This is a genomic window from Cellulophaga fucicola, from assembly GCF_900119145.1.
GTDB lineage: Bacteria > Bacteroidota > Bacteroidia > Flavobacteriales > Flavobacteriaceae > Cellulophaga > Cellulophaga fucicola.
This window is the reverse complement of the sequence record NZ_FPIY01000002.1, coordinates 591,994-605,969: the sequence shown is the minus strand read 5'-3', so window position 1 is coordinate 605,969 and position 13,976 is coordinate 591,994. Positions and strand designations below refer to the sequence as shown.

Below are 13,976 nucleotides of genomic sequence, written 5' to 3'. Positions count from 1 at the left end.
TTAGTTTATAAATTTTAAATTGTATATGGATACTACGGTAACAACAGGTACAGCAGAAAGTGTTTGGAGCGGAGGAAGTAAAAACAAACCTTTAGGCGCTAGCTATGGTAAAATGATGATGTGGTTTTTCATCGTTTCTGATGCATTAACTTTTTCAGGCTTTATAGCAGCTTACGGATTTTCTAGATTTAAATTTGCAGATAGCTGGCCTATTGCAGATGAAGTTTTTACACACGTACCTCTGTTTCATGGTAATTATCCAATGATATATGTTGCTATAATGACATTTATCTTAATTATGTCTTCCGTAACTATGGTGTTAGCTGTAGATGCAGGTCATAAACTACAAAAAAACAGAGTTATCTGGTATATGTTCTTTACTGTTATTGGTGGTATTATTTTCTTAAGCTCACAAGCTTGGGAATGGGCTACTTTTATTAAAGGAGATTTTGGAGCTATTGAAACAAAAGGTGGTAGAATACTGCAGTTTGTTAAAGCAGATACTGGTGAAAGAGCAGCAATTAGAGATTTTGCTACCCCTTTACATGAAGAAAGAGTAGACCATACAAATAATAAAGGTGTTTGGTTCTTTGGAGAAAGCACATTACCAACATATTCTGTTAATGAAGTTGTAACAGGTTTTAAAGCAGATTCTAATATTTTAGTTAGAGTAGAAAACGTAAATGAAGACGGACATAAAATAGTTTTAACTAGAGATGAATCTTTAAAAAGATTAGCTGGTTCTAAATATGTTGTAGAAGGTGCAAACCTTATACACAATGAGTACGGAAGCAGGTTGTTTGCAGATTTCTTTTTCTTTATTACAGGTTTTCACGGTTTTCACGTATTCTCTGGTGTTTTAATAAATATTATAATTTTCTTTAATGTTATCATAGGTACTTATGAGCGTAGAGGACATTATGAAATGGTAGAGAAAGTTGGTCTTTATTGGCACTTTGTAGATTTAGTTTGGGTATTTGTATTTACCTTCTTCTACTTGGTATAATAGCAGTTTAAAAAAAGAATTACATTACGTATAATAATATAGTATAAAATGGCACACGAACATAAATTAGCGATTTTCAGAGGAAGATTAAAATTTAAGGATAACATTCAAAAAATTTGGGGTGTTTTAATATTCTTATCATTAGTAACTTTAGTAGAGGTTGTTTTAGGTATTTATAAGCCACCAATTTTAATGAAACCATTAATATCTGCTTTTGAGCCTGGTTTAGCAGGTTCTACAATGAACTTTCTATTATCACCTTTCATTTATTTAAAGCCTTTAAACCTAATATTTATAGTGCTTACAATAGTAAAAGCATACTATATTGCATGGGATTTTATGCACTTACGTGATGAGAAAAAAGGATTGCGTAGAGCTATTGTTTGGACTCCAGTATTTTTAATTAGTTATTTAGTATTTATATTATTAACTGAAGGAAGTTATATTTATGATATTTATCACAGTGGTTTCGTTAAGTGGAACTTCTAATATTATGCATCATTTAACAATATATAAAGACGGTTTTTAAGCCGTCTTTTTTATTTTTGTACTATTATGAAAAAAACATTTGTAATGGTAGTTTTATTTATACTACCAATTGTTGCTTATCTATTTTTTGCTTCAGGAATTCACAATTTTGGTAGGCTTCCTGTACTTACTCCTAAAGTGGGAGAGCTAACCAGTTTTTCTACAGATGCACAGCTTAAAAATAAAATAACTATTCTTGGTTTTTTGGGTAATAATGTTGATCAACAAAAAGGGACAGCATTTAATTTAAATCAGAAAATATACAAACACTTTTTTGAATTTAAAGATTTTCAGTTTGTAATGATTGTTGGTAAAGGGCAAGAGCAAGCTGTAGAAAATTTAAAAAAAGAACTAGCTGTTTTGGCTGATATTAAAAATTGGAAGTTTGTTTATGGTGATAAAGACCAGATTCAATCTTTCTACAGTCAATTGAAAACTGATATCACCTTAAAAGACGATTTAAGTACGCCTTATGTGTTTATAATAGATAAAGACTTAAGTCTTCGTGGTAGAACAGATGATGAGGATGAGGGTACTAAATATGGTTTTAATACTATTTCTGTAGCAGAACTTAATAATAAGATGGAAGATGATGTTAAAATTATCTTAGCAGAATACCGTATGGCTTTAAAAAAGAATAACGCGGAGCGTAAGTAGAACTAAACTCTATTTTTTATGAAAAAAAATAATTATAACTACATCTGGATTTCGTTTGTAATATTAGTTTTTGGAATAATATTTATACCAAAAATTATAGACAGAGTTGGTAATGGTGCGGTCGTTGAAAATGATCGTATGAATATCAAGGATAATAACGGAGATTTGGCTTATGTAGAAATTAACGGAAGCAAGAAAAGAGTTCCAAATTTTACATTCATAAATCAAGATAGCTTAGTGGTTTCTAATAGAGATTATTTAGGTAAAGTTTATATTGTAGAGTTCTTTTTTACTTCTTGCCCAACTATTTGTCCGGTTATGACAAAAAACTTAGTTCAAATTCAGAACGATCTTAAAGATGTAGAAAATTTTGGAATAGCCTCTTTTTCTATAGATCCTGTACATGATACGCCAACAAAATTAAAGACATATACAGAAACGTATGGTATAACCAATTTAGATTGGCACTTAATGACTGGAGATAGAGAGCAGATATACGAACTAGCAAACAAAGGGTTTAATATATTTGCACAACAAAATCCTAGTGCTCCAGGAGGTTTTGAGCATTCTGGCTTATTCGCTTTAGTAGACAAAAGAGGATTTATACGCTCTAGAGTAGACGAGTTTGGAAATCCTATTATTTACTATAGAGGAACAATCTCTGAGGAAGATGGTGCCAATGAAGAAGGCGAAAAAGAACAAATTGGTATATTAAAAGAAGATATTAAAAAATTGTTGAATGAGTAAAGTAGATAATTTAAACTCTAGAGAGAAAAAGTTTAATAAGATAATAACAGTTGTCTCTATTATTGTGCCTGTAGTTGTAGCTCTTTTATTTGGATTTAAAATACCAGACGCAGAGCCTTTGTCTTTTTTACCTCCTATTTATGCATCTATTAATGGTTTAACTGCTGTTTTTTTAATTGCAGCAGTTGTGGCTATAAAAAACGGTAAGCAAAAATTACATCAAAATTTAATGACTACTTGTATTGTGTTTTCATTGGCTTTTTTAGTAATGTATATTGCATATCATATGACATCTGAATCTACATCTTTTGGTGGTGAGGGTGTTGTTAAGTACATCTATCTATTTATTCTAATAACGCATATAATATTATCTATTATAATAATACCATTAGTTATGAAAACCTATGCTAAAGCATATCTAAAGCAATATGATGCGCATAGAAAATTAGCTAAAATAACATTCCCTATATGGCTTTATGTGGCTGTAACAGGTGTTGTGGTTTATGTAATGATATCTCCGTATTACGTATAATTTTAATTGTAATGAAAAAACTATTTTTTTTAGTCTTAGTAGCTGCTCTCTTAATACCACAAGTGTCAGAGGCACAATGTGCAATGTGTAGAGCTGTTTTAGAAAGTGAGGGTAATGTTGCTGTAGCGCAAGGAGTAAATAATGGTATAAAATACCTAATGGCAGTACCTTATGTTTTAGTTGGGGTTTTGTTCTACTTTGTTTACAAAAAAATGAAAGCTTAGTTTTAACATTGTTTTAGTATTGGTGTCCTATTAAAATTAGTTTCTTAGTATTTCATTAGTAGTATGTTACTGTATTTTATTGTCTGCTTAATTACTTGTTATTTGTAATTATTTAAGATGTTTGATAAGTTTGTTTCTTAATTTTAACATTTTTTTCACATTTTAATTGTAACTAATTATAACTTGGGTAGTCTTACAGTTGTACAAAAGTGCAAAGCCAAAAAAACTAACACCAATGATAGAAATTAAAGACCTTCATAAGTCTTATAAAATGGGTAACAATTCGTTACACGTTTTAAAAGGTATCAATTTTAATGTAAAAGAGGGAGAACTTGTTGCCATTATGGGTTCTTCAGGATCTGGAAAATCTACACTTCTAAATATTTTAGGAATGTTAGATGTTTTAGATGAAGGGTCTTACACTCTAGATGGTGTGCCAATTGTTGATCTTAACGAAACAAAAGCGGCAAAATATAGAAATAAATTTTTAGGATTTATTTTTCAATCATTCAATCTTATCAATTATAAAAGTGCAGCAGAAAATGTAGCACTTCCTTTATATTACCAAGGCGTAGGAAGAAAAGAACGTCAAGAAAAAGCACTTAAGTATTTAGAACAAGTAGGTTTAAAGCAATGGGCAGGTCACTTGCCTAGTGAACTTTCTGGTGGACAAAAACAGCGTGTTGCAATTGCAAGAGCTTTGGCTGCAGAACCAAAAGTTTTAATGGCAGATGAGCCAACGGGTGCTTTAGATAGTAAAACGTCTTACGAGGTTATGGATCTTATACAAAAGATTAATGACGCAGGTAATACTATCTTAATTGTTACTCATGAACCAGATATTGCAGATATGTGTAAACGTATTGTGCACTTAAAAGATGGTGTAATAGTAGAAGATAAAATAGTAGACCAAGTAAGAGCTTCGCAATATGTTTAGTAGAGACGCTTGGAAAGAAATTTTTGAAACCATTCAAAAAAATAAGCTTAGGACATTTTTATCTGGTTTTACTGTAGCTATAGGTATCTTCATTTTTGTAGTGCTTTATGGTTTTGGTAACGGATTAACAAATACGTTTGCTAAATTTTTTGGAGATGATGCTACCAATGTATTCTTTATTTTTCCTGGTAGAACCTCTGTGCCATATTCTGGTTACAAGGCAAACAGACAAATAGAGTTTGATAATGAAGATCTAGCAGACATTGAAAAAAACTTTGCAATGTTTGTAGACTATATAACACCTAGAATTAGCAGAAGTGGACTTGTAAAGTATAAAAACGAGTCTAACAATTATGGTAATATGGGGGTAGCCCCTTCTCATCAATACAGTGAGAAGACTATAATGATGAAGGGACGTTACATTAATAACCAAGATGTAAAAGACAAGACCAAGTATGCTGTTATTGGTAGGTTGGTAGAAAGAGATTTGTTTAAAGATGAGGATGGTCTTGGTAAATATATAGATATTGGAGGTAGTTCTTTTAAGGTTATTGGCGTTTTTCAGGATGATGGCGGAGATAATGAAGAACGAAAAATTTACATTCCCTACACTACAAGACAACTTATAGAGAAGAATACAGATAAAATAGATCAGATGGTTTTAGGCTTTAAACCGCAGATAGGTTATTCTGGAGCAATGTCTTTAGAGAGTAGTTTAGAAAAGTACCTAAAGAGTAAAAAGTTTATTAATCCTAATGATGAAAACGGAATCTTTATAAGAAACATTGCGGATCAGTTAAAGCAGAATCAGCAATTAGCAAGTGTATTACAAATAATAGTTTCTTTTGTAGCATTTGGTACTATTATAGCCGGAATTATTGGTATTAGTAATATAATGGTTTTTGTGGTTAAAGAGCGTACCAAAGAACTAGGTATACGTAAAGCATTAGGAGCAACTCCAAAATCTGTAATAAGCACTATTTTATTAGAGTCTATTTTTATAACCACAATTTCTGGTTTTATAGGAATGTTGCTCGGTACGGTATTGTTAAATTCTATGGGAGACACTTTAGAAGATTATTTTATAACCGACCCTTATATTGATACAGGTATTGCAGTTTTTGCAACTATACTATTAATTATATGTGGAGCACTTGCAGGATATGTGCCAGCTAGAAAAGCTGCCAAGATTAAACCAATTGTAGCATTAAGAGACGAATAGTATGAAATTTATATTTAGTAGTAATACTTGGCAAGAAATTTTTGGTTCTATTGGAAAAAATAAAACCAGAACAGCAATAACCGTAATAGGTGTATTGTGGGGTATATTTATTTATATAGCCCTTGCGGGTGCAGCAAAAGGCTTAGATAATGGATTTGAACGTGCTTTTGAGAGTACAGCAATGAACAGTATGTTTGTATGGGCTCAAAGTACAAGTATGCCATATGAAGGGTATAAGACAGGTCGTTCTTTACAACTTAAATTGTCAGATGTAAATACATTAAAAAATAGAATCCCTGAGATACAATATATAGCACCAAGAAATGCAAAAGGTGTTTTTGGTGGTAGTCAAGCTGCTGTAGTAAGAGGTCAAAAAACTGGTAATGCGCCAGTGTATGGAGATTTCCCTATCTACACTAAAATTGCAACCAAAAAGATATATGATGGAGGTCGTTTTATAAACGATGAAGATATAGAACAGGCTAGAAAGGTTGTTGTTATTGGAGAGCGTACACAAAAAGAAATTTTTGAAGAAGATGAAAATCCAATTGGAGAATTTATTAGGGTGGATAATATCTATTTTCAGATAGTAGGAGTGCATAAATTTGTTCCTGGTGGTGGTTTTGAAAGCGATACAGATATGTATATACCATATTCAACCTATAAAAAATTATACAATACAGGAGAAAATGTAGATTGGCTAACTATTGCTGCATATGATGATGCAGATGTTATACAAGCAGAAAAGGATGTTAAGGCAGTTTTAAAAAGCATACATAATGTTAATCCTGAAGATGAAAGAGCTATTGGAGCCTTTAACTTAGGAGAAATATTTAATAGAATTACTGGTTTTGCAAAGGGACTTACATTTTTATCACTTATAGTAGGTATTGCAACAATTTTAGCTGGTGTAATTAGTATTGGGAACATCTTGCTAATATCAGTTAAAGAGCGTACTAAAGAATTGGGAATTAGACGTGCATTGGGAGCAACGCCAAAAGAAGTACGTAACTTAATTATATTAGAGTCCGTTTTTTTAACAGTTATTTCTGGTATTATGGGTATTGTATTAGGAGCACTAGTTTTGTATGGTATAGATGCCGCCACACAAGATACAGATATGCCATACACCAATCCAACTTTGCCAATATCCTATGTATTAGGGGCATTGGGTATTATGGTGTTTTTAGGAACACTAATAGGATTAATACCTGCGCAAAGAGCAGTGAGTATTAAACCAATAGACGCATTAAGAGAAGAGTAAAAAAATCATAAACTAAATATAACTAAATCAATCAAAATGAACAAAGTGCTAAAATATATACTAATAGCAGTAGCTGTATTGGCTGTATTGTGGGCGGCTGCCTTCTTTATTAAAACAAATAGTAAGTCTTCAATTTCTTATGAAACACAAAAGCCATTTATTGCTAGTATAGAAAAAAAATCTGTTGCAACCGGTAAGGTTGTTCCAGAAGAGGAAGTAGAGATTAAGCCTCAGATTTCTGGTATTATAGAAAAAATATACCTAGAAGAAGGCGTAGAGGTTAAATCTGGAGATTTAATTGCGGTAATTAAAGTTGTGCCTAATGAGCAATCTTTAAACCAAGCTAGTGGTAGAGTAAAAACTGCTCAGTTAGGTTTAAATAATGTAAAGTTAGAGTTCGAAAGAAATAAATCTTTGTTTGAAAAAGACGTAATTTCTAAACAAGATTATGATAATATAAAATTAAGATACGACCAGGCGAGACAAGATGTATCTAACGCCCAAGCCGATTATCAAATTATAAGAAAAGGTTCTGCAGGTGGTTCTTCTAGTGCAAATACAAACATTAGAGCAACTGTAAGTGGTACAATTTTAGAAATTCCGGTAGAAGAAGGAGATCAGGTAATTGAAAGTAACAACTTTAACGATGGTACAACTATAGCATCTATTGCAGACCTTAAAAAAATGATTTTTGAAGGTAAAGTAGATGAAGGTGAGGTTGGTAAACTTAAGGTTGGTATGCCACTAAAAGTTAGTTTAGGGGCTGTGGACGATAAAGAGTTTGATGCTAAACTTAGATTTATTGCACCAAAGGGAGTTGAAGAAACTGGAGCTGTGCAATTTAAAATTGAAGGCGAAGTTGTTATAGATGATAGTGTAATGATACGTGCTGGTTACAGTGCAAATGCATCTTTTATTTTAGAAAAGAAAAATGATGTTTTGGTTTTACCAGAAGCTTTATTGCAGTTTGATAAAAGCACGGATAAACCTTATGTACAGGTCGCAATAGGAGATCAGAAATTTGAGCGTAGAGAAGTAAAAATAGGTATTTCTGATGGCGTTAATGTTGAAATTCTTTCAGGTATTACAGAAGAAGATGCTGTTAAAATTTGGAATAAGACAGAGCCTATTAAAAAAGGTGATGATGACGAAAAAACTACAGAAGAGTAGTATATAAAAACTAAAATCATCAATATAATACATATGAAATTTAAAATATCAATAGTGTTACTTCTATTTGTTGTTGGGTTAACTACAGCTCAAGAAAAAAGATGGAGTATTGAGGAATGCATAAATTATGCTTTAGAGAACAATATAGATGTAGAGCAGTTAGAAATACAATTAGAAAGTACTAAATTAGGTGAGTCTGATGCTTTAGGAGATTTTTTGCCAAATTTAAATGCTTCTACTAATGGTTCATGGAGTAAAGGTTCTGGTTTTGACCAGACTACCAATCAAAGGGTTTCTGGGACTTTTTTCTCTTTAAATGGAGGAGTTTCTTCAGGTGTTACTCTTTTTGATGGCCTACGTAATATACATCGCTTTAATAAAGCTAAACTTAATACTATTGCTAGTCAATATAGATTAGATGGTATTAAGGATAATATAGTGTTAAATGTTGCAAATGCATATTTAGATATATTAGCAAATAAGGAGTCTTTAAAAGTTGTAAAGTTACAAGCAGAGATAGCTAGCAAAGATTACGAGCGTACTAAAATGTTAGTGGAAGCTGGTACTGTGCCAAAAGGAGATTTGTTAGAGTTAGAGGCTACAATAGCAGATTACGAGCAACAAACTGTAAATGGTGAAAATAACATATTACTTAAACGTTTGTTTTTAGCTCAACTATTACAAATAACAGATTACGAAAATTTTGATATAGCTGAAGATACTTACGACGTGCCACCATCAGAAATATATAACTATTCTGCTAAAGAGGTGTATGATAAAGCGCTTACAATTAGAGGTAATATTAAGTTAGCGGAAACTAATATTGATATTGCAGAGAAAGATGTTAAAATAGCAAAGGGTGCACTATATCCAAGTTTAAGTGCTTCTATAGGGTATAATACAAGTTACTCTAGTTTTGTTAAAAAACTTACAAGCGCTAGTTTTACAGATCAGATATCAGAAAATGATGGTATTGGTTATGGTATGAGTTTAAGTGTGCCTGTATTCAATGGTTTTAGTGTACGTAACAATATTAAAAGATCCAAATTAAATCTAGAGCAAACAAAACTTCAGGCAGAGCAAGAGAAGTTGGCGTTAGAGTCAAGTATAAATCAGGCTTACCTAGACGTTAGGTCTTTTGGAAAAAGATACGAGGCAGCTCAAAAAACATATGATGCTAGAAAGCAAGCGTATGATTTTGCTAAAGAACGTTTTGATGTTGGTTTAATGAATGCTTTTGACTTTAGTCAGTCACAATCTAGAGTAGACAATGCAGCAGTAGACGTAGTAAATGCTAAATACAATTATATTTTTAGAATTAAAATATTAGAAATTTACTTTGGAATACCAGTTACCTTAAAGTAACGTATTGTAAATGATAAAAAGCCCATTAAGCAAAATGTTTAATGGGCTTTTTTTGTGCTTGTAACATTAGAATAGTGTTTGCTTTATTGTTATAACTTGTATCTTTGCAGGCTATGGCAATTATCTTAAATATAGAAACAGCTACAACCAATTGTTCGGTAAGTCTAGCTAAAGACGGAGAAATGTTGGCTTTAAAAGAGTACAATAGTGCTAGTTTTTCGCATGCAGAACAACTGCATATTTTTATAGAGGAAGCTTTAAAGATGGCTTCTTTAACATTAAAAGATATTAATGCTATTGCTGTAAGTAAAGGTCCAGGTTCTTATACTGGATTAAGAATTGGTGTTTCTGCAGCTAAAGGATTATGTTTTTCTTTAGATGTGCCATTAATAGCTGTAGCTACATTAAATAGTTTAGCGCATCAAATACTGCCAAATAAAGAAGAAGCTGTTGTAGCAGTCTTAGATGCTAGGCGAATGGAGGTTTATTCGGCTGTTTTTAATTCAGATTTTGATCAGACTATAGAAACAGAAGCAAAAATTATAGATGAAGCATCTTACCAAGAAGTATTGCAAAGTTTTAATAAAGTTTATTTTGTAGGATCAGGAGCTTCAAAAATACAAGAAACATTAGCTAGTACAAAAGCGGAATATATTTTAGATGCTGTACCTTCAGCAAAAGAAATGTGTGCTATTTCGTATAAAAAATATGAAGATTCTAGTTTTGAAGATGTAGCTTATTTTGAGCCGTATTATCTAAAAGACTTTATGATTCAGAAACCAAAAGTCAAAAAATAACCTCATCTAATTTTTCAATTAAATGAGGCTTTAAGAGTTTTGTATTTTTAATATAAATACTATTTAGTATTGTGCATAACACGTTGCGGAAATGGTATTTCAATATCATTGTCATCAAACCTAAGTTTTAATTCTTCTAAAACGTAAAAGTGAGCTGCCCAAAAATCTTCGTTTTTAGCCCAAAAACGCAATGATAAGTTTACAGAGCTATCTCCAAGTTCGCCAACGTAAACTTCTGGCATAGGATCTTTAAGTATAGTCTCTTTTTCGTTACAAATTTGAAGTAGTATATCTTTAGCTACTTTTATATTAGAGCCATATCCAATACCAACAGTAATTTTATCTCTTCTTGTTTTTTCTATATTGTAGTTTACAATGTTATTGTTAGATAATTGTCCGTTAGGGATAATAGCAACCTGGTTCCCAAAAGTCGTTAACTTGGTTGTAAATATTGATATTTCTTTTACAGTACCATCTACACCTTGTGCAGTAATAAAATCACCTACTTTAAATGGTTTAAATAATAAAATTAATACACCACCAGCGAAATTTGCTAACGAGCCTTGTAAAGCTAAACCAATAGCCAAACCTGCGGCACCAATTATTGCTACTAATGATGATGATTGTACACCAAGTTGTGTAATAACCAGAACAAATAAAACTACTTTAAGTGCTATTTTTATAAAGCTTTGTAAAAACGATTCTAAGGTTGGATCGTATTCTTTTACTTGAAAGAACTTTGTAACCATTTTATTAATAAACTTTGTAACCCAAAGACCAATAATTAATATTAGTGCTGCGGCTATTAAGTCTGGTAAAAAATCCCAAAATTTACCTATAAATTTTTCTGCGTACTCTTCGTAATCTGTTAAGATGTCCATCTTCATATATCTTTTTTGTTTTATGCAAAGCAAAGAAAAAAAATAGCGAAACAAATAGGGTTTAACATTATATTGACTATTCTTTCTTTGCTAATATTTAGGCTCTACTGTAGCTGTTTTAATGTTGATTAGGCTTATTTAGGTGTCTGCAGCGCTATACTTGTGTGTAAATCCAATTTTAAGACGAGAAAAGCTCTTTATGGGCTTTGTGTTAGATGTCTATTGTTAGTTTTTTTAAACTGTTTTTTAAATAAGCTTTTGGGATATAAAAAAAGCGCCTTAAAAAAGGCGCTAATTAATGCTGTTATTTGTGTAGATTAAATGTTATTTTATTTCAAACGTAATTTTAACATTTACTCTAAATTCTGATACTTCGCCATCCTTTACAATTGCGCTTTGTTCTTGTACATAAACAGATTTAATGTTTTTAACAGACTTAGCAGCTTGCGCAACAGCTTTTTTTGTTGCGTCTTCCCAACTCTTATCAGAGTTAGCTAATACTTCAATTACTTTTAAAATTGCCATAATTATTAGTGTTATAGGTTTCTCTAAAAATAGCAAAAATTATTTGTAATTAAAACATTTTTAGCCATTTAAGGCTACAACTTCATTTATTTTATCGCCCATTAAATTTTTAAGCGTGTTTTCTATACCGTTTTTAAGGGTAAAAGTAGATGAAGGACAACCGCTACAAGCACCTTGTAAGACAACGTTTACAGTTTTTGTGCTTTCGTCATAAGACTTAAACATAATGTTACCACCATCACTAGCAACAGCTGGTTTTATGTACTCTTCTAAAATGTCTATAATTTGTTTAGATACGTCGTCTAAGTTTTCATCCTGTAGCTGTGTCGCTGGTGCTTCTTCCTTTTGTTTGCTAATACTGTTGGCAGAAACTATTTCTTTCCCTTCAGTTAAGAATCGCTGAATATGTTCTCTTAATTCTAATGTAATCTCGTTCCAATCTGCAGCTTCTGTTTTGGTAACAGAAACATAGTTTTCATCTAAAAAAACCTCTTTTACGTATGGATGTGTAAATAACTCTGTAGCTAACTCTGACTCTTTTGCTTCTTCTTTGTTTTTAAATTCAAAAATTGTTGGTACAATTAATTTATTAGCAACAAAACGCATAGCAGCAGGGTTAGGCGTGTTTTCTGCGTAAACTGTAGCAGGTACACTTTGCGGATCTTCTTGTTCATGAACAATAACTTCTCCACTGTTTAAATATTCTACTAATTGTTGTGCAACCTCATCTCTAACATCGTCCCAAGCAACTATATCAAAACGCTCTAGCGCTATAAAATTACCAGAAATATAAACTGTTTTTATAAATGGTAAATAGAATAATTGTTGTGCTAAAGGAGAGTTTTTAGCATCATCTATATTTTTATATTCGTAGCTGTTATTTTTAGTTATAAAGTGATTAGTTTCAAACTTTAATATAGCAGGATTTGTTGTTGTATATATAGTAATATTGTGCTCTTTCATCTTAAAAAAAATAATTTTTACAAAAGTACAAACAAATTCAATGCTACCTACATAATAATAGTATGGTTGTAAACGTTTTAATATAAATTTAATACTTTTGGATTTTTAGCACCTATTTATGAAAAACACATTTTTGGCCTTGTTTTCTTTCTTGTTACTTGGTATTTCTAGTTTAACAGCACAAGAAGGAATTCCTGTCTATTTTGATTATTTATCGGATAACTACTACTTAGTACACCCATCTATGGCGGGTATTGGCGAAGGAGGAAAAATTAGAGCAACTATTAGAAAACAGTGGTTTGATGTTGAAGAAGCACCAAATTTACAAACCATAAATGGGCACTATAGACTAAATGAGAAAAGTGGTGTAGGAGCTATCATCTTTAATGATGCAAACGGCTACCACTCGCAAACAGGTCTAAAACTTACGTATGCGCACCATTTGCGTTTTTCTAGAGATTTAAGAAACTTAAATCAGCTTTCTTTTGGTATTAGTGCAGGTATGATGCAGAGTAACTTGGATGAAAGCGAATTTAATTCTGTTATACCCGATCCAATTATAACAGGCGGTAACATAAGTTCATCTTACTATAATATGGACATTGGGGCTTCTTATAATTTTATGGACTTTTATGCACACGCTACTATTTTAAATGTTTTAAACAGTAAGCGTAATGTATATTATAAAGATAGAGCAGATGCTGCTAATGTTGCAGTTGTAGATAACTTAAGAAGATATTTGGTATCTGTTGGTTATGTTTTTGGAAAAGGAGATTGGCAATTAGAGCCATCTGTAATGTTACAGATGACAGATTTTACAAAGGAGAAAACTATAGATATGAATGCTAAAGTTTACCGAAAAATGGATTTTGGAACGCTTTGGGGTGGAGTGTCTTACAGACGTAGTTTTGATGGTGCTTTGTACCAGAATACTAGCGGAGATACCAAAGAGCAAAGATTACAACTTGTAACACCAATTGTTGGAGCTAATTATAAAAACTTTTTAGTGTCTTACAATTACTCTTATCAAATGGGAGATATTAGATTTGATAACGGAGGTTTTCATCAATTAACATTAGGGTATAATTTTGGACAACAGTCTGAAAGAAGGTACGACTGTAAATGTCCTGCTGTAAATTACTAAACAATATAAAACAA

16 protein-coding genes are annotated in these 13,976 nt (G+C 31.7%); 13 read left to right on the top strand and 3 right to left on the bottom strand.

Features of this window, described 5'->3' with window-relative positions; genetic code table 11:
- Positions 1-25: 25 nt before the first annotated feature.
- The 12 genes from BT107_RS09020 (at position 26) to tsaB (ending at position 10,449) form a co-directional block, all read left to right on the top strand.
- Positions 26-1,006, top strand: coding sequence for a cytochrome c oxidase subunit 3 (locus tag BT107_RS09020; RefSeq protein WP_072303456.1), 981 nt, complete (start codon positions 26-28; stop codon positions 1,004-1,006).
- 48 nt (positions 1,007-1,054) lie between these two features.
- Entirely contained in the window at positions 1,055-1,495 is a 441-nt protein-coding gene (locus BT107_RS09015; RefSeq protein WP_072303455.1) for a cytochrome C oxidase subunit IV family protein, read from the top strand.
- A 66-nt stretch (positions 1,496-1,561) separates the two neighbouring features.
- Positions 1,562-2,191, top strand: a complete 630-nt coding sequence (locus tag BT107_RS09010; RefSeq protein ID WP_072303454.1) for a hypothetical protein — start codon at positions 1,562-1,564, stop codon at positions 2,189-2,191.
- Between the two features lie 18 nt (positions 2,192-2,209).
- Positions 2,210-2,938, top strand: coding sequence for an SCO family protein (locus BT107_RS09005; RefSeq protein ID WP_072303453.1), 729 nt, complete (start codon positions 2,210-2,212; stop codon positions 2,936-2,938).
- Positions 2,931-3,470: a DUF420 domain-containing protein gene (locus BT107_RS09000; protein WP_072303452.1), complete on the top strand. Its 540-nt coding sequence runs from the start codon at positions 2,931-2,933 to the stop codon at positions 3,468-3,470. Before BT107_RS09005 ends, BT107_RS09000 begins: the two co-directional genes overlap by 8 nt.
- Positions 3,471-3,481: 11 nt before the next feature.
- Complete coding sequence (locus BT107_RS08995; RefSeq protein ID WP_072303451.1) at positions 3,482-3,694, top strand: hypothetical protein; 213 nt, start codon at positions 3,482-3,484, stop codon at positions 3,692-3,694.
- Between the two features lie 235 nt (positions 3,695-3,929).
- Positions 3,930-4,631 (top strand): ABC transporter ATP-binding protein, encoded by a 702-nt coding sequence (locus BT107_RS08990; protein ID WP_072303791.1) that lies wholly within the window; start codon positions 3,930-3,932, stop codon positions 4,629-4,631.
- Positions 4,624-5,853, top strand: coding sequence for an ABC transporter permease (locus BT107_RS08985; protein ID WP_072303450.1), 1,230 nt, complete (start codon positions 4,624-4,626; stop codon positions 5,851-5,853). The genes BT107_RS08990 and BT107_RS08985 overlap by 8 nt, the downstream gene beginning before the upstream one ends.
- 1 nt (position 5,854) lies before the next feature.
- Positions 5,855-7,117, top strand: coding sequence for an ABC transporter permease (locus BT107_RS08980; protein ID WP_072303449.1), 1,263 nt, complete (start codon positions 5,855-5,857; stop codon positions 7,115-7,117).
- A gap of 36 nt (positions 7,118-7,153) precedes the next feature.
- Positions 7,154-8,287 carry an efflux RND transporter periplasmic adaptor subunit gene (locus tag BT107_RS08975; protein ID WP_072303448.1) on the top strand — a complete coding sequence of 378 codons (1,134 nt, stop codon included), beginning with the start codon at positions 7,154-7,156 and terminating at the stop codon, positions 8,285-8,287.
- 33 nt (positions 8,288-8,320) lie between these two features.
- The gene (locus BT107_RS08970) at positions 8,321-9,652 is read left to right on the top strand and encodes a TolC family protein (RefSeq protein ID WP_072303447.1); all 1,332 of its coding nucleotides are present in this window, start codon (positions 8,321-8,323) and stop codon (positions 9,650-9,652) included.
- Between the two features lie 113 nt (positions 9,653-9,765).
- Positions 9,766-10,449: a tRNA (adenosine(37)-N6)-threonylcarbamoyltransferase complex dimerization subunit type 1 TsaB gene (tsaB, locus tag BT107_RS08965; protein ID WP_072303446.1), complete on the top strand. Its 684-nt coding sequence runs from the start codon at positions 9,766-9,768 to the stop codon at positions 10,447-10,449.
- A gap of 59 nt (positions 10,450-10,508) precedes the next feature.
- Here tsaB and BT107_RS08960 read toward each other — a convergent pair whose 3' ends face one another.
- From BT107_RS08960 to BT107_RS08950, 3 genes are all read right to left on the bottom strand, one after another.
- Entirely contained in the window at positions 10,509-11,330 is an 822-nt protein-coding gene (locus BT107_RS08960) for a mechanosensitive ion channel family protein (RefSeq protein WP_072303445.1), read from the bottom strand.
- A gap of 324 nt (positions 11,331-11,654) precedes the next feature.
- Entirely contained in the window at positions 11,655-11,855 is a 201-nt protein-coding gene (locus BT107_RS08955; RefSeq protein WP_072303444.1) for a dodecin family protein, read from the bottom strand.
- A gap of 60 nt (positions 11,856-11,915) precedes the next feature.
- Positions 11,916-12,818: a NifU family protein gene (locus BT107_RS08950; RefSeq protein WP_072303443.1), complete on the bottom strand. Its 903-nt coding sequence runs from the start codon at positions 12,816-12,818 to the stop codon at positions 11,916-11,918.
- 118 nt (positions 12,819-12,936) lie between these two features.
- On the opposite strand from BT107_RS08950, the gene BT107_RS08945 reads away from it, so the two are divergent.
- Complete coding sequence (locus tag BT107_RS08945; RefSeq protein ID WP_072303442.1) at positions 12,937-13,962, top strand: PorP/SprF family type IX secretion system membrane protein; 1,026 nt, start codon at positions 12,937-12,939, stop codon at positions 13,960-13,962.
- Positions 13,963-13,976 lie beyond the last annotated feature (14 nt).

What these genes read in the sequence shown, in the direction of transcription:
- BT107_RS09020 (WP_072303456.1), top strand. Translation starts at nt 26, where the DNA reads ATGGATACTACGGTAACAACAGGTACAGCAGAAAGTGTTTGGAGCGGA.
- BT107_RS08950 (WP_072303443.1), bottom strand. Translation starts at nt 12,818, where the DNA reads ATGAAAGAGCACAATATTACTATATATACAACAACAAATCCTGCTATA.
- BT107_RS08990 (WP_072303791.1), top strand. Translation starts at nt 3,930, where the DNA reads ATGATAGAAATTAAAGACCTTCATAAGTCTTATAAAATGGGTAACAAT.
- BT107_RS08960 (WP_072303445.1), bottom strand. Translation starts at nt 11,330, where the DNA reads ATGGACATCTTAACAGATTACGAAGAGTACGCAGAAAAATTTATAGGT.
- BT107_RS08975 (WP_072303448.1), top strand. Translation starts at nt 7,154, where the DNA reads ATGAACAAAGTGCTAAAATATATACTAATAGCAGTAGCTGTATTGGCT.
- BT107_RS08955 (WP_072303444.1), bottom strand. Translation starts at nt 11,855, where the DNA reads ATGGCAATTTTAAAAGTAATTGAAGTATTAGCTAACTCTGATAAGAGT.
- BT107_RS08970 (WP_072303447.1), top strand. Translation starts at nt 8,321, where the DNA reads ATGAAATTTAAAATATCAATAGTGTTACTTCTATTTGTTGTTGGGTTA.
- BT107_RS08995 (WP_072303451.1), top strand. Translation starts at nt 3,482, where the DNA reads ATGAAAAAACTATTTTTTTTAGTCTTAGTAGCTGCTCTCTTAATACCA.
- BT107_RS08980 (WP_072303449.1), top strand. Translation starts at nt 5,855, where the DNA reads ATGAAATTTATATTTAGTAGTAATACTTGGCAAGAAATTTTTGGTTCT.
- BT107_RS09015 (WP_072303455.1), top strand. Translation starts at nt 1,055, where the DNA reads ATGGCACACGAACATAAATTAGCGATTTTCAGAGGAAGATTAAAATTT.
- BT107_RS09010 (WP_072303454.1), top strand. Translation starts at nt 1,562, where the DNA reads ATGAAAAAAACATTTGTAATGGTAGTTTTATTTATACTACCAATTGTT.
- BT107_RS08985 (WP_072303450.1), top strand. Translation starts at nt 4,624, where the DNA reads ATGTTTAGTAGAGACGCTTGGAAAGAAATTTTTGAAACCATTCAAAAA.
- BT107_RS09005 (WP_072303453.1), top strand. Translation starts at nt 2,210, where the DNA reads ATGAAAAAAAATAATTATAACTACATCTGGATTTCGTTTGTAATATTA.
- BT107_RS08945 (WP_072303442.1), top strand. Translation starts at nt 12,937, where the DNA reads ATGAAAAACACATTTTTGGCCTTGTTTTCTTTCTTGTTACTTGGTATT.
- tsaB (WP_072303446.1), top strand. Translation starts at nt 9,766, where the DNA reads ATGGCAATTATCTTAAATATAGAAACAGCTACAACCAATTGTTCGGTA.
- BT107_RS09000 (WP_072303452.1), top strand. Translation starts at nt 2,931, where the DNA reads ATGAGTAAAGTAGATAATTTAAACTCTAGAGAGAAAAAGTTTAATAAG.